The following is a 24,119-nucleotide window of genomic DNA, read 5'->3' as shown; positions in this document are numbered from 1 at the left end:
TTATAGCAAGCTGAAAATAGATGAGTCAATCTGATGTGGTACAGAAGGTCGAGCAATTACACGCCTTGCTTGCAAAAATACAACAGGAATATGTGCCTGCTGTGTTCGCCAACAGCTTTGGCGCAGAAGATATGGTGTTGACCGACTTGATTGCGCGACACTATCCGCATATTGCTATGTTCACGCTGGATACCGGCCGGTTGCCTCAGGAAACTTATGATCTCATGCAGACAGTGAAAGAGCACTATGGTCTTTCGATTCAGGTGTATTTTCCTGAGGCGATTACAGTGGAGAATTATGTTGCGCGATATGGTCCTAATGGATTTTATCAAAGTGTCGAGCTACGCAAGCGCTGCTGTTACATTCGCAAAGTAGAGCCGCTTCGGCGTGCATTGGCAGGTAAGCGTGCGTGGATTACAGGCATGCGTCGCGAACAAGCGATCACTCGTGACAGTCTGGTAATATCTTCGTTTGATGCTGAAAATGACATGCAAAAATTCAACCCTCTCTGCGAATGGAGTTATGCCGAGGTATGGGCGTATCTCAGGGAGCATGACGTGCCTTATAGCAAGCTGCATGATTGCTTTTATCCGAGTATTGGCTGTACTCCCTGTACGCGTGCCATTACGCCTGGAGAGGATGTTCGATCTGGGCGCTGGTGGTGGGAGAATCCTGAATTCAAGGAATGTGGTTTGCATGTGGGTAAAGTTGCCCCAATAAAATAGAGAGTGTTGAATTTTTTTAGAAGGTAAAGAAGAATGAGCCATCGAACTTTTACTCACTTGGATGCCTTAGAAAGCGAAGCGATTCATATCATGCGGGAGGTGGCAGCCGAATGCACCAATCCGGCATTACTGTTTTCTGGAGGGAAAGATTCCATCGTTTTGCTGCGATTGGCCGAAAAGGCCTTCCGGCCAGGGCGTTTTCCTTTTCCGTTATTGCATATCGATACCGAGCATAATTTTCCGGAAGTGATTGAGTTTCGCGATCGTCGAGTCAAAGAACTGGGTGAACGCTTGATCGTGCGCAGTATGGAGAACTCCATCAAGCAAGGTAGAGTTGTATTGCGATCCGAGAATCAAAGCCGCAATCCCTTTCAATCGATTACCTTACTGGATGCTATTGCAGAATTCCGGTTTGATGCTTGTATTGGCGGAGCGCGCCGCGATGAGGAAAAAGCGCGTGCTAAGGAACGCATATTTTCATTCCGTGATGAGTTTGGTCAATGGGATCCTAAAAATCAGCGTCCTGAACTATGGAGTCTTTACAATACGCGTACTCATCCAGGGGAGAACATGCGTGTTTTTCCTATCAGCAACTGGACCGAGCTGGATGTATGGGAATATATTGAGCGCGAGCAACTGCAAGTTCCTTCCATTTATTTTGCGCATTGGCGGGAAGTGATTCCGCGTGATGCTGGCTTGTTACCGGTGTCGCATCTGGTGCAGCCCAAAGAGGGTGAGCACGTAGAAAAAGTGATGGTACGTTTTCGCACCGTTGGCGATATGAGCTGTACTTGCCCGGTTGCTTCCGACGCTAAGAGCGTAAGTGAGATTATCGCTGAAACGGCCATGACCCGCATTACTGAGCGGGGGGCAACGCGTATGGATGATCAAGCCTCAGAAGCCGCAATGGAGTTACGCAAAAAAGAAGGGTACTTTTAACGTAACAAACTTTCTGGATGGTACTGGTTATTTCTCTTTTTAGAATAATTGTTAAAGGCGATTTATTAAATGTCAGTAGTTGAAAATTTTGGACTTAATCGTGCCGAACTGTTGCGCTTTATTGCCGCCGGAAGTGTAGATGATGGAAAAAGCACGTTGATTGGACGCTTGCTGCATGATTCAAAATCAATTTTTGAAGATCAATTGAGTTCTATTGCGCGCACCTCAAATAAGCGTGGGATGCAAGGAGTGGATCTCTCTTTACTGACCGATGGTTTGCAGGCGGAGCGGGAGCAAGGCATTACCATCGATGTGGCTTATCGTTACTTTGCGACACCCAAGCGTAAGTTCATCATTGCAGATACTCCTGGTCATGAGCAATATACCCGGAATATGGTAACGGGCGCCTCCACCGCTAATCTGGCGATCATCCTGATTGATGCACGTAAGGGAGTGCTTACGCAATCTCGCCGTCATGCTTATCTAGCGAGTTTGGTAGGGATTCCCCATTTGGTCGTAGCGGTTAATAAAATGGATTTGGTGGGGTACTCACGCGAAGTATTCGAGCGTATTTGCAACGATTTTGCTGCTTTTGCCAAAGGGCTCCATTTAAGCAGCAATATTGAATATATTCCTCTATCTGCCTTGAATGGCGATATGGTAGTGGAAAGAGGTAATAATCTGGCTTGGTATGAGGGGCACACCTTGATGGATTTACTGGAAAATATCGACATTGAGCATGATGTCAATACTGATGATTTCCGCTTTCCAGTACAATGGGTTTGCCGTCCACAAACTGAAGCATTGCATGATTTTCGGGGATATATGGGGCGAATTGAGTCAGGCTCTATTCGTGTTGGTGATCAGGTGACGATTCTTCCTTCTGGGTTATCCTCACGCATTAAAGAGATTCTTCTGTACAAGGACTCTTTCGAGGATGCTTTTGCCCCACAGTCCGTTACCTTGACCATTGAGGATCATTTGGATATCTCCCGGGGTGATATGTTGGTAAAAACGGGCGAGCAGCCGCAAATGAAGAATGAGTTTGCTGCGATGGTATGCTGGTTATCTGAGCAGCCACTTGACCCCAGACGCAAATATATCGTCAAGCATACAACCCGAGTAGTCAAGGGAGTAGTGAATCAGATTGACTATCGGGTGGATGTCAACACATTTAATCACGAGACGATAGATTTTTTGAGAATGAATGATATCGCTCGTGTAATGATGAAGGTGCAGCAACCCATTGTATTTGATGGTTATGCGCGTAATCGTGCTACTGGTAGTTTTATCATTATTGATGAAACCAGTAATAATACCGTCGCGGCTGGCATGATTTGCTAGACCTCCCTGTTCTAGCGAGTCAATAGAGTTTTTACAATGGCGATGAGGTAATCGCGGTATCAGCTTTTCATTCAGCTTTGGCTTGAGTTGGTCTTGATCAATTGACACCACTTTTCATCTTATATCCCCTATTTTTATATAAAAATATCAACCAATAATTATGACAAATTCAGCAGCAATATTTAGCAAACCATCGATAGAAGCCGTTTTTCCTGATCTTAAATTTGGTATGGCTTTTGCAGATTTGTATTGTCGTGATGGTTTGATAAAGCTGGATCAAGCATTTCTTGATTTTTTGCAGACAGGAGACGCTGGACTGCGCGCCCGCCTAGATCATGCACGTCTGCATCCGGATGGATTGGCGCCTAAAGACGAATCTGCATTTTTGATAGATCTTGCGCCCTGGCTGGAAGATTTTATCGCACAGCTATTCGGTATTGATAAGGAAGTCCGTGCGCTGGCGGCGCGCCATCATGAACTTGCACCGCTTTATTTTTGCAAGCGGCAATTTGTGCAGCGCCGCGCAAAAACTAAGGTAAGCGATGATATCTTACAAGCAATCGATGGCATCGCGTTAGAAAAGAAGTTAGCGGCTGAATTTGGCGAACCTTTTTCAGAATTAGTATTTGCAACTCATGTCGCACGATGGCTAGAAGATGAAGCGAGCAATGCAGCACGCTTGACTGATGCGCTGCATTATGCAGCTTGGGCGCTACGCACTAGCGAAGGTCAGAAGCATACTCGGCAAGGGGTGTTATTCAAGTCCCCGGCAAAACTCGATTATTTGCATTTGCTGTCATTGGTGACCGATGATCATGCGGGCTATACTATGCATCGTCTCGAGCACTTGCGTCACCGGGAAGGGTTCTCGTTGACGGATCAGGGAACCGATTTGGTTGGCGCACTCGATGAAACCAATTATTGCATCTGGTGCCATGAGCAAGGTAAGGATTCCTGCTCAAAAGGGTATATCGTCAAATCTAAAAATGCAGAAGAACCGCCTTCTTTTAAGAGAAGTGAGTTAGGCGCTTTGCTCGCGGGTTGTCCACTGGAAGAGCGTATCTCGGAATTTCACAAACTCAAATCGCAAGGTGTGGCGATTGGCAGCTTAGCAATGATTGTACTGGACAACCCCATGTGTGCGGGGACCGGGCATCGTATCTGTAATGATTGCATGAAATCCTGCATTTATCAGAAACAGGATCCCGTTGATATTCCACAAGCAGAAACCCGCACGCTCAAAGATGTGCTCGAATTGCCTTGGGGATTTGAAGTGTACAGTTTACTGACACGCTGGAATCCGCTTGATTTACGCAGACCTTTACCCAAACCAGCAACAGGTAAAAAAGTGCTGGTGGTGGGCATGGGACCCGCTGGCTATACTTTGGCGCATCACTTAATGAATGATGGCCATACTGTGGTAGGAATGGATGGTCTCAAAATTGAACCATTGCCTGCAGAGATTTGTGGTGTCGACTTGCATGGGGAGCACGTTCCCTTTAGCGCTGTTCAAGATATTAATAGCCTGCGTGTCGATCTGAATGAACGAGTAGCAGGTGGTTTTGGCGGGGTGGCGGAATATGGCATCACCGTGCGCTGGGATAAGAATTTTCTGCAATTAATCCGTCTTTTGCTGGAGCGACGGCCAGAGTTTGCGCTGTTTGGTGGGGTACGCTTTGGCGGGACTATGACAGTTGATGATGCGCTGACGTTAGGTTTTGATCATATTGCTCTGGCTGCTGGCGCAGGACGTCCGACGATACTTGATTTACCGAATGGTCTAGCGCGAGGTGTGCGCGCTGCTTCTGATTTTTTAATGGCACTTCAGTTGTCCGGCGCAGCACAGGTTGATTCTATTGCTAATATGCAGTTACGCTTACCTGTTGTGGTGATTGGGGGAGGATTGACTGCGATCGATACGGCAACGGAGGCCCTGGCGTATTATCCAGTACAAGTTGAGAAATTTTTGCAGCGTTATGAAACGCTCGTGTCAGAGCAGGGTGAAGCTGCAGTTCGTAATAATTGGGACGAAGAAGAGCGGGAAATCGCTGAAGAATTTCTGGCGCACGCGCGAGCCATTCGCGCCGAGCGTACCCAGGCGGCTCTGGAAGGGCGAGCGCCGGATATACTGAAGCTGCTGCAATCATGGGGTGGCGCGACGATTGCATATCGTAAGCGTCTAATTGATAGCCCTTCTTATACATTGAACCATGAAGAAGTCGAGAAAGCACTGGAAGAAGGTATCTGGTTTGCGGAAGGGCTTACCCCATTGCGAGTAGATGTCGATCAGTGGGAGCATGTTCAGTCGATCAAATTCTCTGCTCAGTCAATGGATGAAACAGGGAAATGGCAAAAAATTAGGGAAGTCGGCTTGCCTGCCCGTGCCATTCTGGTAGCTGCAGGCACACAGCCGAACACAGTGTTGGCCCGAGAGGACGAAAAATATTTCAAACTGGATGGACGGTATTTTGCTGCCTGCGATGATCAGGGCAATCCGGTAAGTCTATCCAAAGGCAATCCTAAACCAGAAACAGTAGCGGTTCTGCTAAGTCGTTGTGGAGAAGGACGTTTTATCAGTTTTTTCGGTGATTTGCATCCGTCCTATTCAGGAAATGTGGTCAAAGCCATGGCGAGCGCTAAACAGGGATATCCAGTGGTCAGCCGGGTGTTGGCACGTGTTGAGCCTGCATCCACTCAATCAAATACGCAGTTCTTTGCTGAAATGAATCGTCAGTTGAGACCGACTGTGCATAAGGTAGAAAGATTGACGCCTAACATCATCGAAGTGGTTGTGCATGCACCGATGGCTGCGAAACATTTCCATCCGGGTCAGTTTTACCGTTTTCAGAATTTTGCAACCCTTTCATCCACGATAGGGGATACCCGGCTAGCGATGGAAGGTATCGCATTGACAGGTGCATCGGTAGATATTGCAAGCGGACATGTTTCACTGATTGCGCTTGAAATGGGTGGATCAGCAAATTTATGTACGTTGCTCAAGCCAGGAGAGCCCGTGGTATTGATGGGGCCGACCGGCACGCCGACTGAGATTTTGCATAATGAAACCATCGTGCTGGTAGGTGGCGGACTCGGAAATGCGGTCTTGTTTTCCATCGGCGCAGCGGCGCGGGCAGCAGGATGCCGGGTTTTGTATTTTGCCGGCTACAAAAAGCTGGCTGATCGGTATAAGGTCGCAGAAATTGAATCGGCTGCGGATACGGTCGTGTGGTGTTGTGACGAGGCACCTGGATTTGAACCGTCCAGGCCGGGTGATTTTAGTTTTGTCGGTAATATAGTGCAGGCGATGGTGGCTTATGGCAGCGGTGCTCTTGGTGCCCAACCTATATCGTTGGCAGAGGCCGATCGTATCGTCGCGATTGGCTCCGACCGGATGATGGCAGCAGTCGGTTTTGCACGCCATCATCAACTGCAACCTTATTTGAAAGGGGATCACTTTGCCATAGGCTCGATCAATTCACCAATGCAATGCATGATGAAAGAAATTTGCGCGCAGTGCTTGCAACCACACAAAGATCCTGTAACGGGTGAGATTACGTATGTTTTTTCGTGCTTCAATCAGGATCAGCCACTCGATTGGGTTGATTTTGGCAGTCTGGCGTCGCGTTTGCGGCAAAACAGTGTGCAGGAAAAATTAACTAGCCAATGGTTAGACCGTTGCCTGAAAAGTTTAAATTGAACAAAAAGAGCGCGCGCTTTTACTGCACCCATTGAGTTCTAGAATGCGGATAGTGTGAGTGTGCATTTTGCGAGTTAATGATATTGCATCAAAATTGTGGCAACGGATAGAAAAGAGATGTGATCGTCTCAATCAAAGTAATGCATATACCTAGATTGATTTATAATCACACATTCGAAGTCAATGATGTAAAGCATAAGGTATTTTCAAGTTTGAATAGAGGATAAGGGGGATAATCGATGCACATAGGCATACCTGCAGAAATTCATGCAGGAGAAACACGTGTAGCAGCTACGCCGGAAACGGTCAAGAAATATACTGCCAAAGGTTTTCATACTGTTCTGGTCCAGTCTGGTGCAGGTGCTGGTGCGAGTATTCCTGATACTGCATACCAGGAAGCGGGTGCAGTGATCGTTAACGATGTTTCGCAGTTGTACAGTCAGTCACAGATCGTACTTAAAGTGCGTGCTCCAGAAGCAGAAGAACTAACGTTGATGCGTAAAGATGCGATTTTGATTGGCTTGCTGACACCTCATCAGAAAGAAAGAATCGAGGCGCTTGCCAGCTATGGCCTGACAGCATTTGCCATGGAGAAATTACCGCGTATTTCTCGTGCTCAAAGTATGGATGTGCTATCTTCTCAGGCAAATATTGGTGGATATAAGGCAGTTATCATGGCGGCCAATGTTTACCAGAAATTCTTTCCCATGTTAATGACGGCAGCAGGGACGGTCAAAGCTGCAAGAATATTAGTGCTGGGGGCAGGGGTGGCCGGTTTGCAGGCGATTGCCACAGCTAAGCGCCTGGGCGCGGTGGTTGAAGCATTTGATGTTCGCCCTGCAGTTAAAGAACAAGTCGAAAGCTTAGGGGCTAAATTTGTTGAGGTACCGTTGACCGATGAAGAAAAGGCAAAAGCTGAGACAGCGGGTGGTTATGCTACCGAAATGTCGGATGATTACAAGCGTAGGCAGGGTGAATTAATTCACGAAAGAGCGCTAGCGGCGGATATCATAATTACGACTGCGTTGATACCTGGACGCCCAGCGCCAGTTTTGATCCCGGAAGGAACAGTCCAGGCGATGAAACCTGGCTCGGTGATTGTAGATATGGCAGTAGAGGCAGGTGGGAATTGTCCTTTGTCTGAATTGAATAAAACCGTCGTTAAGTATGGCGTTCATCTTATTGGTATTGCTAATCTGCCGGGTTTGGTGGCGACAGATGCAAGCGCACTCTATGCACGTAATCTTATGAATTTCCTTAATTTGATGCTTGATGCCAATAGTGGTGAACTCAAAATAGACCAGGAAGATGAGATTATTGCTGGAACACTAGTTTGTTCGAGCGGAGAAATTATTAAGAAAGCGTAAAAAAAGTGAAGCATTGCGTTAGCATTCGCCTCAAAATCTATAAAAGTTAACGAATTCAAGAGGAACAAACATGATTGGTGAAATTGATCCAACGATAATACATCTGACAGTATTCGTGTTGGCGGTATTTGTTGGCTATCACGTGGTATGGAATGTGACACCAGCTTTACATACACCGCTGATGTCAGTAACAAATGCCATCTCGAGTATCATTCTAGTGGGTGCAATGTTGGCAGCAGGACCTGCTGAATCTGATTGGGGCGTCTGGTTGGGTGCTGGGGCTGTAATCCTTGCTTCTATCAATGTATTTGGTGGATTTCTTGTCACTCAACGTATGCTGGAAATGTTTAGAAAAAAAGATAAAAAAGGAAGCGCTTAAATGTCTGCTGATTTGATTGCACTCGCCTACCTGGTTGCAGCGGTTTTTTTTATTCTGGCGTTGAAAGGGCTTAGTTCACCCCTTTCCGCTCGACGTGGTAATTTGTTTGGCATGGTTGGCATGACTATTGCTGTTGGCACTACGCTGACTATCACCCAGAATTGGACATTGATACTGAGTTGTATTGCAATCGGTGGAATCATAGGCTCTCTCGTGGCTCAACGGGTCCAGATGACAGCCATGCCGGAGCTGGTTGCTTTCATGCACTCATTGGTTGGTCTGGCTGCAGTATTCATCGCGATAGCCGCCGTCAATAATCCTGTTTCATTCGGCCTACCTGAGCTGCTGCCAGCTGGCAGTAAGCTGGAATTGTTCCTGGGAACGTTTATTGGTGCCATGACTTGGTCTGGTTCGGTAATTGCATTTCTTAAATTATCTGGTCGTATGAGCGGAGCTCCAGTTATTTTCACTGGGCAGCACGTGATTAATTTGCTGCTCGCAATGGTCATGATTGGATTCGGCTTGTGGTTCTTCTTTAGTGAGACCACCAACTGGACAGCATTTATTACCATGACAGCTATCGCATTCTTGCTCGGCTTCCTCATCATTATTCCTATCGGAGGAGCAGATATGCCAGTTGTGATCTCCATGTTGAATTCTTATTCCGGTTGGGCAGCAGCGGGCATCGGCTTCTCGCTTGGCAATTCAATGCTGATTATTGCAGGTTCATTAGTAGGCAGCTCTGGTGCGATTCTGTCGTATATCATGTGCAAAGCCATGAACCGTCCTTTTCTCTCGGTTATATTAGGTGGCTTTGGTAGTGACGGTAGTAGTCAAGCTGCAGGAGATGGGGTGCAGAAGGCCTATCGTAGCGGTAGCGCGGATGATGCAGCCTTTCTGATGAGTAATGCGGACAGTGTTATTATTGTTCCTGGATATGGCTTGGCAGTAGCGCGCGCGCAGCATGCGGTCAATGAATTGGCGGAAGTGCTGCATCAGAAAGGGGTGAATGTCCGTTTTGCTATCCACCCTGTGGCAGGTCGGATGCCGGGACACATGAACGTGTTGCTAGCAGAGGCGGAAATACCATATGAGCAGGTGCTAGAAATGGACGAGATCAACAGCGACTTTCCTAATACCGATGTGGTTTTGGTATTGGGAGCAAATGATGTCGTCAATCCGGCTGCTAATATACCAGGTAGTCCTATCTATGGTATGCCTATTCTGGATGCGCACAAGGCGCGCACAGTAATCGTTGTCAAACGCAGTATGGCTGCTGGCTATGCTGGTCTTGACAATGATTTGTTCTATATGGATAAGACCATGATGGTGTTTGGTGATGCCAAGAAAGTGGTGGAAGATATGGTCAAAGCGGTGTAATACTTTTTCGAATTGGGCTGGCTGTTTCGTACCGCGGGCGCTTGTATTACTTTCGCGCGGACTGAGCAGCTTGCTCAATGTTCAGTAATCGACAAATTAAATAAACTGGTAAATGGTATGTACGCCAAGTTGCGTACAAAGGAAACTAAGAAAGCAGTCTAATAAATAAACCGCCTTAGGCGGTTTATTTATTACTGAAGTTTAAAATCCAGAATTTCACAAAGAAAACACTTCAAGCGGAAACAAGCTCGATATCGGGCTCTATTGTTTTCAGTAATCGTTCAATTCCTCTGAGGGTTCCAGAAATGGAGCTAGGGCAAGTACCGCATGCGCCTTGATAATGAATTCTCAGGATATTTCCTTCAAGACCTACTACATGAAGATCTCCGCCATCATTTTGTAAGTAGGGGCGTACCTCTTCATCCAGTAAGATATTAATCCGCTCAAGTCGTTTTTGATCTTCCGGACTCAAGTTGGCTAATAATTCATTGGCAGTTGCCACTGTCTCGGCTGACTGCACATCGGCTGCAGGTGCTGCTCGAATTGGATCAGCAACGGCGCGCGCGAGATCCTGCCAATCAGCCTCGCCATCTTGAGTAATGGTAATCCATCGGTCGACATAAAAGACGTTGGTTACATGGTCTATTTCAAATAATGCTGACGCAAGTGGATCATCCTTTGCTTGTTCGGCGCTATCATAGGAATGACTTGTTCCCCACGTAAGTGGTTCTTTCAAAACAAACTTTAATGCATTAGGATTGGGAGTACCTTCGATTTCAGCTATTTTCGGCATTTCTTAGTTATTTGTATAGTGTGCTGTCATAGGCTAGATAACTCGGTTTCCGATTAGCCATTGCTCGTAGCAGCTTGAATTGGATCATCAGCTGTTTCGGTCGAGATGCTAGCGACAGAGTTCAGAGCGGCTTGCAAGGTATGCCAGGGTAGAATTGCACATTTGACTCGCGTGGGTAAATCACGTACGCCGGCAAATACAGCAAGCCTTCCTAGGTGGTGCGGTCTTGAAAGATCAAGATTGCCAATCACCATTTCCCGAAATTCTTTAATCAATGTTTCTGCTTCTGTGCGTGATTTTCCTTTAACATTGGCAGTCATCATTGAAGCGGATGCTTTGCAGATTGCGCATGATTCTCCATGAAATGCAATACGATCAATCAGTTCTCCTTCCATATGCAGCGCAAGATCGATACGATCACCGCATAAAGGATTATGTCCTACGGCGTGATGATTCGCATTGTCAAGTGTACCGTAGTTACGTGGCTTACGATTATGGTCCAGGATAACTTCCTGATAAATTGATTTTAAATTCATTATGAAAAAACCTTTTGTACAGAATGAATAGCTGCTATCAAAGTATCGATTTCTGCCTTGGTATTATAAAAAGAAAATGAAGCACGTGAGGTAGCAGGTATTTTAAAGCGTTGCATAATCGGTTGTGCGCAATGGTGACCTGTACGTACAGCGATTCCTTCTTGATTAAGCAGTGTACCCACATCATGCGGATGGATGCCATCAATGGTAAAGGACAAGACAGCAACTTTGGTAGGTGTATTACCAATGATATGTACGCCAGGAATAGCCGCGATCTGCTCGGTGGCATAATTGAGCAGTTCATGTTCATAAGCTGCAATCGCGTCTAATCCAATCCCCGATAGGTAATCTATTGCAGCACCGAAACCGATTGCCGCAGCAATAGGAGGAGTGCCTGCTTCAAATTTATACGGAATAGTGTTATAGGTCGTTTTTTCAAAGGTTACCGAAGCGATCATATCGCCCCCCCCTTTGAAAGGCTGCATTGCTTCCAGTAACTTGGCTTTGCCATAGAGGAGGCCAATACCTGTTGGACCACATAATTTGTGTCCAGAAAAGGCATAAAAATCACAATCAAGTTCTTGCACATCGATTTTTATATGTGCAGCAGCTTGCGCGCCATCAATTAAAACTGGAACCCCATGCTTGTGGGCAAAGGCAATCATGTTTTTGATCGGATTGATCGTACCTAGCGCATTCGATACATGCGTTATGGCAACAAAGCGGGTTCTCGGATTAAATAATTTTTCATATTCGTCAACCAGCAGCTCGCCTGCATCATTAATGGGTACGACGCGGATTATTGCACCTTTTTCTTCTGCTAGCATTTGCCATGGTACGATGTTTGAGTGATGTTCCAGGTTCGTTAAAATAATTTCATCACCACTTTTGATAAATTTACGACCATAGCCGTGCATGACTAGATTGATGGCATCTGTTGTGCCGCTGGTAAAGATGATTTCTCTATCTTCACGCGCGTTGATGAAGTGCTGCAATGTTCGCCGTGCTGTTTCATATTCTTGTGTGGCTACCTCAGAAAGGTAATGCACTGCACGGTGAATATTTGCATGCTGGCTTGTTTGATAACGCACCAGGCGATCGATCACTGCTTGTGGCATCTGGCTTGATGCGGCATTGTCTAAATAAACGAGCGGTTTGTCGCTTACTTTGAGATTGAGAATAGGAAAATCAGCACGATAGCGTGCCGCCAACTCTGATGTTGCGAGAATATTCATGTCTAATAAGGCATCAACAATTTTCATGTTTCAGGATATCTGTGTTCTTGCAAGTATGATTTCTTCGAGTTGTTTCTTGAGTGAAGGAATCGCAATACGATCAATAACTTCTCCACCAAATGCATAGGTTAGTAAGTTACGCGCAGTTAAATCGGAAAGGCCGCGACTCATCAGGTAGAAAATTTCTTCTTTATCGAGCTGACCTACTGTCGCGCCATGTGCACATTTGACATCATCAGCAAATATTTCAAGTTGTGGTTTGGTATCGATACGTGCTTTATTGGTCATTAAGAGATTACGGCTTAATTGTGATGAATCCGTTAACTGGGCATGTGGCCGTACCATGATCCTTCCATTAAACACTCCATGCGCAATGCCATCGACGATACACTTATGTAGCTGGCGACTCTTGCCATGGGGCTTCGCATGATCAATAAACGTATGTGTATCGGCAAGCTGGTGTCCAGAAATCAGTGCCAATCCATCTACTGTACATTCAGCACCTTCACCCGCCAATGCCACATTCAGGTTATAACGGGAAATATGAGCTCCCAGCGTTATACTGACCGAGCGATACTGACTGGCATGGGCAAGCGCTACTGTGCAATTGCCAATATGGAAGGCCTGCTGATTATCGCGTTGTATTCGAATATGGTTGACATGCGCTGTATCAGAAAGACTCATTTCAACCACCGAGTTAATGACGTAGGCAGCTTGTTCAGTAGTGACGTAATCTTCGACTATCGTTACATTGCTACCAGATTCAGCGATCACTAAGCAGCGCGGATAACTGGTAATCTCTTTTTGCCTGGATATGAACAGCAAATGGATGGGCGTCGTTACTGACACATTCTGCGGAATGATGATGCAGGCGCTATCATGAAGAAAGGCAGTATTTAACGCTGTAAAAATATCGTTCTGGAGTTCTGCTAGTTGGCCAAGATAGCGAGCAATTGTGTCCCCGTGAGTAGTAATGAGTGAGGATAAATTGCCAATAATAGCATCTGCCTTATTGGCAACATTTGAGAGATCGGGTGCAAATTGACCATCTACAAATACCAAGCGATAGATAGCTTCTTCGAGATAGTAGTGACTAATATCCGAAAATTGCGTTTTTGGTGCGGCACGAGCTGCCGGATAAGGCAGCCGGCCAAGGGGTGAAATGTCAGTAAAACGCCATTCTTCATCGTGAGTTGTCGGCATTCTAAGTGTACCGACACTATTCATTGCGTGTGCTCGTAGCTGATCAAGCCAGAATAACGAGGCTGCCGGCGGCCTTCGCCATGATTGAACGAGGTTTTCAAGATAACCTGCTGCATTGGTCACTGTACTCATAATCGCACCCCAGTCTTATTAAAAGACTTTTCTGCATTTATCCAATCATAACCATGTGTCTCCAGTTCCTTCGCAAGCTCTTTACCGCTCGTTTTGATGATTCGCCCAGCTTCCATCACGTGGACATAATCAGGCACAATATAATCAAGCAAGCGCTGGTAATGCGTCACCAAAATGGTTGCATTATCTTTATTGGTCAGTTGGTTTACACCATTGGCTACAATCCTGAGGGCATCTATATCAAGCCCTGAATCAGTTTCGTCTAATATGGCGAGTTTTGGTTCAAGTAATGCCATTTGTAAAATTTCATTACGTTTTTTTTCCCCACCTGAAAATCCTTCATTGACGCTACGATCCAGAAAATCTGGGTTCATCTCGAGCAATTTCATTTTGTCGCGTATAAAATCATCGAATTCAAGGGGGTCAAGCTCTTCTTTGCCGCGTTGGGACTGAATCGTGTTGTATGCTAGTCTCAAGAATTGATTATTTGCGACGCCTGGAATTTCGATTGGATATTGAAAGGCAAGAAATACGCCAGCACGAGCACGTTCTTCTGGTTCAAGATCAAACAAATTTTGCTCGTTGAAAATGATAGCCCCTGCGGTCACTTCATATGCAGGATGGCCAGCCAGAATTTTGGCGAATGTGCTTTTGCCAGATCCATTGAGCCCCATGATCGCGTGGATTTCTCCGCATTTGACTGTGAGGTCAACGCCTTTAAGGATCTCAATGCCGTTTACACTTGCATGCAATCCTCGCACCTCCAGGAGTATTTTACTGTTCTGATTGATCATCCGACACTCCCTTCCAATTTAAAACTGAGTAATTTTGTTGCTTCAACCGCAAATTCCAACGGTAATTGCTGAAATACTTCTTTACAGAATCCATTGATAATCATTGAGACCGCTTCTTCAGCACCAATACCACGCTGTAAGAAATAAAAAAGTTGATCTTCGCCAATTCGTGATGTGGATGCTTCATGCTCGACTTTAGCGCTATTGTTTTGCACCTGGATATAAGGAAAAGTATTGACACCGCATTGATCGCCAATGAGCATCGAATCGCATTGCGAATAATTACGAGCATTCTCGGCAGTAGGCGCAATTCTTACCAGCCCACGATAACTGCTGTTAGAATATCCAGCTGAAATACTTTTGCTAACAATGGTGCTACGCGTATTTCTTCCGATATGAATCATTTTAGTACCAGTGTCAGCTTGCTGATAATGATTGGTAACAGCAACTGAATAGAATTCTCCAACTGAATTTTCACCACGTAAAATGCAGGAGGGATATTTCCACGTAATGGCGGAGCCTGTTTCAACTTGGGTCCAGGAAATACGCGAATTAGCCCCTTTTGCTAAACCACGTTTAGTAACAAAATTATAAATTCCGCCAACCCCTTTTTCATCGCCTGCATACCAGTTCTGCACAGTTGAGTATTTGATTTCAGCATTATCCAGTGCAATCAACTCAACGACGGCTGCATGCAATTGATTGGTATCAAATCTAGGTGCAGTGCATCCTTCCAAATAGGAAACAGAGGCGCCTTCTTCAGCAATGATCAGCGTTCGCTCAAATTGTCCCGATTCTTCAGTATTGATGCGAAAGTAAGTCGATAAATCCATTGGACATTTGACGCCTTTGGGAATAAAGCAAAATGAGCCATCGGTAAATACTGCTGAATTAAGGGCTGCGTAAAAATTGTCGCCAATTGGCACGACAGTCCCAAGGTATTTTTTAACGAGTTCTGGATGACTATGCACCGCTTCAGAAAACGAGCAAAAAATAATCCCTATTTCAGCGAGTCTTTCTTTATAAGTTGTTGCCACAGATACACTGTCAAAAATGACATCAACAGCCACTCCCGCAAGTGCTGCTCGTTCATGCATGGGCACACCAAGTTTTTCAAAGGTGCGTAGCAACTCAGGATCCACCTCATCCATGCTGGCTAGTTTCTTTTTCGGCTTGGGAGCCGAGTAATAACTAATTGCTTGAAAATCAATTTCAGGATATTTGACATTTTGCCATCCCGGCTGCGGCATGCTCAGCCATTTTTCATAAGCCTGCAACCGAAATGTAAGTAACCATTCAGGCTCATTTTTCTTAGATGAGATCAATCGAATGATTTCTTCGTTAAGTCCTTTGGGTGCAATATCAGCTTCTATTTCTGTGACGAAACCATGCTTGTATGGCTGGTTTACAAGATTTTGTAGTACAGCACTCATTTTTATATATTTTCCTTAGACTTTTCAGATGTTTTGAGACTGAAGCTTTCACCGCAGCCACAAGTATTTTCAATATTGGGGTTGTTAAACTTAAAAATACTATTTAGACCTTCCTTAACAAAATCTATCTCCGAGCCATCGAAATAAGATAGATTATCGCGGTTCACGATGATTTTTGCGTCGTATGACTCAAAAAGCTCATCATCTTCTTGCATCTCATCAGCATAATCAAAGATATAAGTGAAACCAGAGCATCCGGATTTTTTTATACTGATTCGTAAAGCTAATCCTTTACCGCGTTTTGCCAGTTGCTGTTGGATTTGTTTGGCTGCACGTTCAGTCAATGTGATCGCCATGATTTTTCTCTATCAGTTAATCAGTTAGTTAGCATTAAAATGCTGCTTCACGCATGTCATACAATTTGACAACAGCTTGCTCACGTTGTTGCTCACGTTGTTTTTGTTCATCGACTAACTGCTTTAATGTTACGCCGCCAAGATAATTGAAAATAATGTCATTGAGTTCTGCCCATAAGTCATGGGTCATGCATTTACCATCATTCAGGCAATTTTCTTTGCCACCGCATCGCGTGTTATCAATCGGCTCATCGACAGCGAGAATAATATCTGCAATAGATACTTGCTCTAAACTCTTAGCTAGGCAATAACCTCCGCCTGGACCGCGCACACTGTCGACAAGTTCACGCTGGCGTAATTTTGCAAATAATTGTTCAAGATATGACAGTGAAATTTTCTGACGCTGGCTGATGTCAGCGAGTGTGACAGGCCCGTTGCTATGCTGCATCGCCAGATCCAAAAGTGCCGTCACTGCAAATCGTCCTTTCGTTGTCAGTCTCATACTAGATTCCTTAGTACAATAAAAAATTGTTGATCGGATCCACAAATAGTTTCAGGTGGTATATTTGACGAAGGGATCTTGGAAGTAAGCTTTGGTGTCCTCGCGATATATCGCCGGACTGTGCTTTCTTGCATCGTCTTTTTCCGTGCGTTTTCAGATCCGAAGAACACATGAAATTCACTCTATTTGCGAACCTGCGCTATTTATATAGATAAATAATAAAAGTTTGTAAATAATACTTGATTATTTTTATCAACTATATAATACCCTACTGAACTAGTCAACTATAATAATTTAAGATTCAAAATAATTGTTTAAATTCAAATAAAAAGCTTTTCATTTTTCTCTGAAAGTGGATGTGATGAGGTTATTGTTTCTTGGTTTGCTGGAAAATGACTACGGCTACTGGTAAGGGTATAAAGAGAATGAATTTTTTGTGCGCTGCCTGGAATCCCTGCGTAGGTGGGGGTATTTCCGTTACAATTGCATTTATGCAATTAATCAAGACCACTAAAAAAAATAACGAAGTAAAATTTTTACAGGGGAATGTTATTCTTATAGGTATGATGGGTGCCGGTAAGACCACGATTGGTAAATTACTGGCAAACTATATAGGTAAAACATTTGTTGATTCCGATCATGAAATTCAGCAGCGTACTGGTGTTAAGATTCCTTTGATTTTTGAAATTGAAGGAGAGGCTGGGTTTCGGAGACGGGAAACTGAGGTGCTGCAAGAATTGGTGCAGGCAGAGGATATTGTGCTGGCTACTGGTGGTGGCGCAGTGCTGAGTGCTGACAATCGCGCCTTATTAAGACAGCATGGTATCGTGGTTTACTTGAGTGCTTCCGTGGATGAGTTGCAGCGAAGGACGCGCTCTGATAAAAACAGACCATTACTTCAGACCGAGGATCTGCATGCCAGATTAACAGAGCTTCATGCGCAACGTGATGTCCTTTACCGTGAGACAGCGCATATCATTATCGATAGCGGAAAGCAGGGGGTACGTTCTTTGGTGCAGCGGCTAGCCCGAAAGCTGCTTTTCTTCAAATTAAAAAAATTAAGGCCGAAGCGGTAAATAAACGAGGTAATCCCCCGGCTTTGCCGGAGGCAATTTAACTCAAAAAAAGTATGATCGCGGTTTATCAATCAAATCAATGAGAAATTCTGGCTAGTCATTTTTTTCTGAAATTAATTACTTCATATGAATGACATACAGACTGTTAAAGTGGCATTATTTTCTGCCGAGCAGGATCGAAGTTATCCTATCCACATTGGGAAGGAAATATTAGAGCGGGTAGATTTATTATTGCCTCATTTGCTGCAAAAACGGGTTGCAATTGTAACTAATACTACTGTAGCGCCTTTTTATCTGGATAGATTGCGTGCGGCGCTTGAGAAACATGGGATCCTCTCGGTATCAATTGTTTTACCTGATGGTGAAGATCATAAAAATTGGCAAACATTAAATTTGATTTTTGATGCTTTGCTGGAGCAACGCTGTGAGCGAAAGACTGCACTCATTGCGTTAGGTGGGGGAGTTATTGGTGATCTGACAGGGTTTGCGGCAGCAACCTATTTGCGGGGCGTGCCCTTTGTTCAGATTCCTACGACATTGCTTGCACAAGTGGATTCTTCGGTGGGCGGTAAGACGGGCATCAACCATCCGCTTGGCAAAAATATGATAGGTGCATTTTATCAGCCGCGACTGGTGCTGACAGATAGTGCAACGCTTGACACTTTGCCGGACAGAGAGTTGCGTGCAGGGATTGCTGAAGTGATCAAATACGGTCTCATACGTGATGCCCATTTTTTTGATTGGCTGGAACAAAATATGACCAGGTTGATTGCGCGTGATGCAGATGCTCTGAGTAAGGCCATTTACCGCAGTTGCGAGATCAAAGCGGAGATTGTTGCAGCGGATGAGCGTGAAAGTGGTGTGCGGTCATTACTCAATCTTGGCCATACCTTTGGGCATGCAATTGAAAACGCAATGGGTTATGGTGTATGGTTACATGGCGAAGCGGTTGCTGCCGGCACCATCATGGCCGCAGAATTATCGAAACAACTAAAGCTAATTAGTGAAAGCGATTTCGGGCGCATACGTCGACTATTTCAAATGGCAGATCTGCCGGTCATTGCGCCCAAATTTTCTCCAGATGATTATTTGAGCTTGATGAGGCTTGATAAAAAGGTGGAGGAGGGAAATATGCATTTCATTCTGCTGAAGCGTATTGGTGAGGCAGTGATGAGTCATGATGTTCCCGCATCGATTTTGACAGAGACGCTGCTAACTTGTACGGCAAATGAGTGATCTGGCGCCTTATGCGGTATCCCCTAGTAATTCGCGTGGGCGTTCCATCAAAGAAACAGCACCTTCTGGTCGCGGTGAATTTCAACGTGATCGTGATCGAGTGATTCATTCCACGGCTTTCCGTCGACTTGAGTATAAAACGCAAGTATTTGTTAACCATGAGGGAGATTTGTTTCGCACGCGTCTGACACATAGCCTGGAAGTAGCCCAGATTGGGCGCTCTATTGCGCGTAACTTACAGCTGAACGAGGATTTAGTTGAAGCGATAGCGCTGGCACATGATCTGGGGCATACACCTTTTGGTCATGCAGGACAGGATGCCCTGAATCATTGCATGAAGGAGTATGGCGGCTTTGAGCATAATTTACAGTCTTTAAGGGTAGTTGATGTTCTTGAAGAGCGTTATGGTGCTTTCGATGGTTTGAATTTATGTTTTGAAACACGTGAAGGTATCCTCAAGCATGCTTCTAGGAAAAATGCTAAGAGGCTGGGTGAGGTAGGAGTGCGTTTTCTAAACAATCAAAGGCCCTCACTGGAAGCGCAGCTCGCCAATCTTGCAGATGAAATTGCGTATAATAATCACGATGTAGATGATGGTTTGCGTTCTGGTTTAATTGCCTTAGTACAACTGGAACAAGTGGAGATGTTTTCCAGGCATCTGCATCAGGTAAAAAAGGATTATCCAAGTATAGCAGGCCGACGTTTAATTCATGAAACGATACGTGGCATGATCAATACTCTCGCTACCGATTTAACTCTGCAAAGCAAAATCAATATCGAAAACGTGCGGCCAACTTGTCCGGCTGCGGTGCGATCAGCGCCTTGTCTGATTGAATTCAGCGAAAAGATTAAACAAGAGCAGCAAGAATTAAAAAGCTTTTTGCATGAGAATCTTTATCGGCATTTTCAAGTGATACGCATGAGTAATAAAGCACAACATACGATTAAAATGTTATTCAATGCGTTTAATTCAGATATTCGGTTGCTACCTGCAGCTTACCAAATTAAATTTTCTCAATATGGACATCAGGCTATCGCTGATTATATTGCAGGCATGACTGATCGTTTTGCAATCAAGGAATACCAGCGACTGTTTGTCATCAATGAAAGCTAAAGTCCATTCCTTTGGTGGGTGCCGGATGTTAGATGGAATGAGCCGATTATTGGGTAAATACTACATAGAAGAAGGAGAAGTAAAATGCGCTGGTCAAGGAATCATTTATATGTTTTATGTGCCCTGATAGGATGGCTGCATCTACCAAATAATGTATGGGCCAGTCTAGAAAACAGCGATCTGGTCAATGCAGCTGCTCGTGGTAACTTATCCCAAGTTAAAGAGCTACTTTCAGCTTCTGGAAAGAATTATGAAATACGTGATAAGGATATGGCATTAATTACTGCTGCGCAGAATGGTCATGAAAATATAGTCAAATTTTTGCTTGCCTCGGGGGCAAATGCAAATGCGAAGGCAGATAAAGGATACACGGCGCTTATGTTTGCTGCACAGGATGATCGTCTAGGGGTTGTTCAGGCATTGCTTACTGTTGAAGCCGATATAAACGCGACTAGCAATAATGGGATGACTGCATTGATGCTGGCATCCCAAAGAAATCGCATAGAGATGGTGCGTTTATTGCTTGCCACAAATGCTGATGTCAATGCCACGACTAATGAAGGCATTACAGCGCTCATGCTGGCATCACAGATGGGTAACCAAGTCGTAATCCAGTATTTGCTCCGAGCAAACGCTGAAGTTAATAGTCAGGCAAAAAATGGTGTGACTGCACTGATGCTGGCTGCACAAAATGGTCATCAGGGGGCAACTATGACGCTGCTTGCCGGTGGTGCGAAAATTAATACCGAAGCAGAAAACGGGGCGACTGCATTATTGTTGGCAAGAAAATACGATCATAAGGGCGTCATTGATTTGCTACAAAAGGCAGGTGCTAAATAGTGTTAGTATCTGAATCATCATTTTATGAACTTCTTGTTAATCTGGCCGCTGGCATTTACTGACTATATCCGACTGTGATGCAACACAAAATGTTATAATTTTTATTGATTTTACGACTTGTTCGATAAGAAGAGCGAAATTATTTGATGAATATGCGTGCTTTTATATTATTTGCGTTGTTAGCGCTTGCTGGTTGCGGTGAAGATACATCCTCAGAAATATCCAAGACAGACGGATCCTCGAAAAAACTACCGGATGAGATTACTGCTATCAATGAATTGCCATCGATATTACAGGAAGGATTGACGCCAGAAGAAAAGGCTGATCTGCTAAAAAAAATCATGCCGACAGCGAATGATGGTTTAACGCCTGAGGAGCGGTTCCAAAAATTACGCCAGGATGCAGAGGCCGGTGATGCCGAAGCGCAGAATGCGCTTGGTTCCTTGTTCTATTCTGGAGAGGCCATATCCAAGGATGCGACGGGAAAGATTATGGACTATGATCTAGAAACAGCTGCAGCGTGGTTTTATCGTGCCGCTGAACAAGGACACCCGGGCGCTCAATTTAATCTGGGGCTATTGTATGCAGAAGGTCACGGTGTTCCCCAAGATTCTGCTAAAGCTGTGGAATGGTTTTCCAAGGCTGCTGCGCAAGGTAATGTGGATGCCCAAAATAACCTCGGTGTGATGTATTTGATAGGCGAGGGTGTGGCGAAAGATACTCAAAAATCGATAGAATGGTTCGAGAAAGCCGCAGCTCAAGGAAATCAAGATGCTAAAGAAAATCTTGAGGCAATACGAGCCGCAGGAAATTAGGTTAATTTTTCGTTTATTGCCGCTTTCTGTTGTTTTATGGTGGGAAGTTTTAGTTACCAAACATTACAAGAAGCATGAACAAAGAGGCTAGAATTTATCATAAATGATGATTTCTTCTAAAGGGAGTTGTCCCCCACGGGGCCATGCTTCTTTGATTCCTTTGCCAATAGCAACAAACATTGAGATCACATAATTCTCAGGCAGGTTAATCAGTTTTGCCACTGCTTCAAAATCGAAGCCGTCCATAGGGCAAGAAGCATAACCCATTTCTTGGGCCGCCAGCATAAGCGTCATTGCCGCTATTCCGCATGAACGCATCGCTTCATCGCGTTGTACCTGTTCCCGACCATTGTAATATTGATCAATGACAGGAATAAGAAACGATTGAATAGCTTGCGGCACATTTTTCCAGTAACGCGAGGGTTCTTTTTGCCAGGATTTCAAGTCGGCAGCTAATATGATTAATAGTGAAGCATCGGTGATCTGCGCCTGGTCCCAGGCTGCTGCACGTAGTTGACGTCGCAAATCAGGATCCTGCACCAGCACAAAACGCCAGTTCTGGATATTAAAAGCGGTTGGAGAAAGCAGTGCGAGTGACATTAAATGCGTTGTCTCAGCGTCACTTATTTTGTGTCCGGGATCGAAAGCTTTAATCGATCTACGTAAACGAATAGCTGTTGTTACATTCATGCTTTTTCTAATTTGCCATTTGTAGATATATGGGAAAGCTGATCAATAAAATTTGCTCAAACTCGGTATGAATGCGGTAAATGTAATAAGATTCTTGCCTTGACGTAGCACCTTGCTCTGTCTACCATAAAAAAGAGAGCGGACTTTATTGATAACTGCTTTCCGTGCGTCATTCTAATTTAATTACTTTAGGGATTGATTATGTCACAGTTTAAAAGAACGTTGTTAGGTGGTTTATCGCCATTATTGTTATCAGGTCTGTTGGTTGGCCAGGCAACTTCTGTTACTGCTGGTCAGCATGATGGTCATCATGAGCAGGGAAGAACAACATATGCTCATTTCAACAAGGATGGAGAGTTGTTGACTCCAAGAAATTATCGTGAATGGATTTTCGTTGGCTCGCCTGTGACACCAAAAGATATGAATGACGGCAATCCAGCATTTCCTGAGTTTCACAATGTTTATATCGATCCTGTAAGCTGGGCGCACTGGAAACAAACTGGAAAGTTCCGTGATGGTACGATTATCGTCAAGGAATTGGTGAGTGTCGGTACCAAAGAAGCGGCAAGTGGTAAAGGTTACTTTCAGGGTGAATATCTTGGCATAGCTGCTACTGTCAAGGATTCGAAGCGTTTTGCTGATCGACCCAACCATTGGGCATACTTTGGCTATGAAAGCTATGCAAGCAAGAGTGCGGCTCCGCAAGCTGATGAATCTTGCAACGCTTGTCATAAAGAAAATGCTGCTGAAGACAACGTCTTTACCCAATACTACCCGGTATTGCGTGCTGGCAAACCCGGAAAATGAACAAAGTATCATGGTAAGTTGATAAACAGGAGAGAGAGCTTGCCAAAACTACGATAGTATCTTCAAGTTCTAGAATAATGGGGGCAATTTATTTCCAGCGCTTCGCAGCGCAGAATAACTTGCCCTTTCTTTTTGCTAAAATTCACTGAGTTGTTCATCGGACTATTTATATTCGTATCCATAGCTAACTTGCTAGTATTTCCAAGAGGACATTAATTAATGAAGAATGATCAGGCTGTTAAAAAAATTCTGGCGCCAGAGCTTCAAACCACGGGCTGGCTCAATACGTCCGAGCCGATTTCGCTAGCTTCCTTGCGTGGCAAAGTGGTGCTGCTTCATGCCTTTCAGATGCTGTGCCCGGGTTGTGTCCAGATGAGTATTCCTCAGGCGCAACGGATATTCGAGGAATTTGATCCAGGCCAAGTTGCCGTGATTGGCCTCCATACAGTCTTTGAGCATCATTCAGTAATGGGGCGGGAAGCACTTGAAGTATTTGCCTATGAATATCGCTTACGCTTTCCGATCGGAATTGATAAACCGAATGAGCATCATGTCATCCCGCACACCATGATGACTTATCAGATGCAGGGCACACCTACGACCATCCTGATCGATAAAAGCGGCCATTTACGCTTACACAAATTTGGTCATGTCAATGATTTTATATTGGGCGTATCCATTGCAACATTGCTTGCAGAAAAGGTCGGCGAAGCAGAGCTCGCGCAG

General features: G+C 44.8%; 23 protein-coding genes. 14 read left to right on the top strand and 9 right to left on the bottom strand.

Going from position 1 to position 24,119, the window contains the following annotated elements:
- The first annotated feature begins 20 nt into the window (after window positions 1-20).
- The 7 genes from J5I83_RS02285 (at window position 21) to J5I83_RS02255 (ending at window position 9,831) form a co-directional block, all read left to right on the top strand.
- Window positions 21-725, top strand: a complete 705-nt coding sequence (locus tag J5I83_RS02285) for a phosphoadenylyl-sulfate reductase (RefSeq protein WP_304052984.1) — start codon at window positions 21-23, stop codon at window positions 723-725.
- 33 nt (window positions 726-758) lie between these two features.
- Window positions 759-1,664 carry a sulfate adenylyltransferase subunit CysD gene (gene cysD, locus J5I83_RS02280; protein ID WP_304052982.1) on the top strand — a complete coding sequence of 302 codons (906 nt, stop codon included), beginning with the start codon at window positions 759-761 and terminating at the stop codon, window positions 1,662-1,664.
- 69 nt (window positions 1,665-1,733) lie between these two features.
- Entirely contained in the window at window positions 1,734-3,008 is a 1,275-nt protein-coding gene (gene cysN / locus J5I83_RS02275; protein ID WP_304052979.1) for a sulfate adenylyltransferase subunit CysN, read from the top strand.
- Between the two features lie 160 nt (window positions 3,009-3,168).
- Complete coding sequence (locus tag J5I83_RS02270; protein ID WP_304052978.1) at window positions 3,169-6,705, top strand: FAD-dependent oxidoreductase; 3,537 nt, start codon at window positions 3,169-3,171, stop codon at window positions 6,703-6,705.
- A gap of 239 nt (window positions 6,706-6,944) precedes the next feature.
- Complete coding sequence (locus J5I83_RS02265; RefSeq protein ID WP_304052976.1) at window positions 6,945-8,072, top strand: Re/Si-specific NAD(P)(+) transhydrogenase subunit alpha; 1,128 nt, start codon at window positions 6,945-6,947, stop codon at window positions 8,070-8,072.
- 70 nt (window positions 8,073-8,142) lie between these two features.
- The gene (locus J5I83_RS02260; protein WP_304052974.1) at window positions 8,143-8,451 is read left to right on the top strand and encodes a proton-translocating transhydrogenase family protein; all 309 of its coding nucleotides are present in this window, start codon (window positions 8,143-8,145) and stop codon (window positions 8,449-8,451) included.
- Window positions 8,452-9,831, top strand: a complete 1,380-nt coding sequence (locus tag J5I83_RS02255; protein WP_304052972.1) for an NAD(P)(+) transhydrogenase (Re/Si-specific) subunit beta — start codon at window positions 8,452-8,454, stop codon at window positions 9,829-9,831.
- Window positions 9,832-10,063: 232 nt separating this feature from the next.
- Here J5I83_RS02255 and J5I83_RS02250 read toward each other — a convergent pair whose 3' ends face one another.
- The 8 genes from J5I83_RS02250 to iscR are packed head-to-tail and all read right to left on the bottom strand — an operon-like array spanning window position 10,064 to window position 16,815.
- A complete protein-coding gene (locus J5I83_RS02250) occupies window positions 10,064-10,624 on the bottom strand; it encodes a NifU family protein (protein WP_304052970.1) in 561 nt (186 codons plus the stop codon).
- 53 nt (window positions 10,625-10,677) lie between these two features.
- Entirely contained in the window at window positions 10,678-11,160 is a 483-nt protein-coding gene (gene sufU, locus J5I83_RS02245) for a Fe-S cluster assembly sulfur transfer protein SufU (RefSeq protein WP_304052968.1), read from the bottom strand.
- A complete protein-coding gene (locus J5I83_RS02240) occupies window positions 11,160-12,422 on the bottom strand; it encodes a cysteine desulfurase (protein WP_304052966.1) in 1,263 nt (420 codons plus the stop codon). Before J5I83_RS02240 ends, sufU begins: the two co-directional genes overlap by 1 nt.
- 3 nt (window positions 12,423-12,425) lie before the next feature.
- Window positions 12,426-13,730 carry a Fe-S cluster assembly protein SufD gene (sufD, locus tag J5I83_RS02235; RefSeq protein WP_304052964.1) on the bottom strand — a complete coding sequence of 435 codons (1,305 nt, stop codon included), beginning with the start codon at window positions 13,728-13,730 and terminating at the stop codon, window positions 12,426-12,428.
- Window positions 13,727-14,524 (bottom strand): Fe-S cluster assembly ATPase SufC, encoded by a 798-nt coding sequence (gene sufC / locus J5I83_RS02230; RefSeq protein ID WP_304052961.1) that lies wholly within the window; start codon window positions 14,522-14,524, stop codon window positions 13,727-13,729. Before sufC ends, sufD begins: the two co-directional genes overlap by 4 nt.
- Window positions 14,521-15,957, bottom strand: a complete 1,437-nt coding sequence (gene sufB, locus J5I83_RS02225) for a Fe-S cluster assembly protein SufB (protein ID WP_304052959.1) — start codon at window positions 15,955-15,957, stop codon at window positions 14,521-14,523. The genes sufC and sufB overlap by 4 nt, the downstream gene beginning before the upstream one ends.
- Window positions 15,958-15,959: 2 nt before the next feature.
- Window positions 15,960-16,313 carry an iron-sulfur cluster assembly accessory protein gene (locus tag J5I83_RS02220; RefSeq protein ID WP_304052957.1) on the bottom strand — a complete coding sequence of 118 codons (354 nt, stop codon included), beginning with the start codon at window positions 16,311-16,313 and terminating at the stop codon, window positions 15,960-15,962.
- A 34-nt stretch (window positions 16,314-16,347) separates the two neighbouring features.
- Entirely contained in the window at window positions 16,348-16,815 is a 468-nt protein-coding gene (gene iscR / locus J5I83_RS02215; RefSeq protein ID WP_304052954.1) for a Fe-S cluster assembly transcriptional regulator IscR, read from the bottom strand.
- A 491-nt stretch (window positions 16,816-17,306) separates the two neighbouring features.
- Between iscR and J5I83_RS02210 the strand changes: the two genes are divergently transcribed.
- The 5 genes from J5I83_RS02210 to J5I83_RS02190 all read left to right on the top strand — a co-directional run bounded on the left by J5I83_RS02210 (window position 17,307) and on the right by J5I83_RS02190 (window position 21,896).
- Complete coding sequence (locus J5I83_RS02210; RefSeq protein WP_304053039.1) at window positions 17,307-17,891, top strand: shikimate kinase; 585 nt, start codon at window positions 17,307-17,309, stop codon at window positions 17,889-17,891.
- A gap of 126 nt (window positions 17,892-18,017) precedes the next feature.
- Entirely contained in the window at window positions 18,018-19,127 is a 1,110-nt protein-coding gene (aroB, locus tag J5I83_RS02205) for a 3-dehydroquinate synthase (RefSeq protein WP_304052952.1), read from the top strand.
- Entirely contained in the window at window positions 19,120-20,241 is a 1,122-nt protein-coding gene (locus J5I83_RS02200; RefSeq protein WP_304052950.1) for a deoxyguanosinetriphosphate triphosphohydrolase, read from the top strand. Before aroB ends, J5I83_RS02200 begins: the two co-directional genes overlap by 8 nt.
- An 84-nt stretch (window positions 20,242-20,325) precedes the next feature.
- Window positions 20,326-21,081, top strand: a complete 756-nt coding sequence (locus J5I83_RS02195) for an ankyrin repeat domain-containing protein (protein WP_304052948.1) — start codon at window positions 20,326-20,328, stop codon at window positions 21,079-21,081.
- A 146-nt stretch (window positions 21,082-21,227) separates the two neighbouring features.
- On the top strand, window positions 21,228-21,896 hold the full coding sequence (locus J5I83_RS02190; protein WP_304052946.1) for a tetratricopeptide repeat protein: 669 nt from the start codon (window positions 21,228-21,230) through the stop codon (window positions 21,894-21,896).
- A gap of 87 nt (window positions 21,897-21,983) precedes the next feature.
- On the opposite strand, the gene J5I83_RS02185 is transcribed toward J5I83_RS02190, so the two are convergent.
- Window positions 21,984-22,586, bottom strand: a complete 603-nt coding sequence (locus tag J5I83_RS02185; protein WP_304052945.1) for a nitroreductase family protein — start codon at window positions 22,584-22,586, stop codon at window positions 21,984-21,986.
- Window positions 22,587-22,787: 201 nt separating this feature from the next.
- On the opposite strand from J5I83_RS02185, the gene J5I83_RS02180 reads away from it, so the two are divergent.
- Window positions 22,788-23,393 carry a cytochrome P460 family protein gene (locus J5I83_RS02180; protein ID WP_304052944.1) on the top strand — a complete coding sequence of 202 codons (606 nt, stop codon included), beginning with the start codon at window positions 22,788-22,790 and terminating at the stop codon, window positions 23,391-23,393.
- A 219-nt stretch (window positions 23,394-23,612) separates the two neighbouring features.
- Window positions 23,613-24,119 (top strand): TlpA disulfide reductase family protein (locus J5I83_RS02175; RefSeq protein ID WP_304052943.1); only part of this gene is annotated, 507 nt, incomplete at its 3' end.

Origin of the sequence: Nitrosomonas communis, from assembly GCF_024102715.1 — a bacterium.
GTDB lineage: Bacteria > Pseudomonadota > Gammaproteobacteria > Burkholderiales > Nitrosomonadaceae > Nitrosomonas > Nitrosomonas communis_B.
Note: the sequence above shows the minus strand (reverse complement) of the source record. Positions and strands in the feature narration are given on the sequence as shown.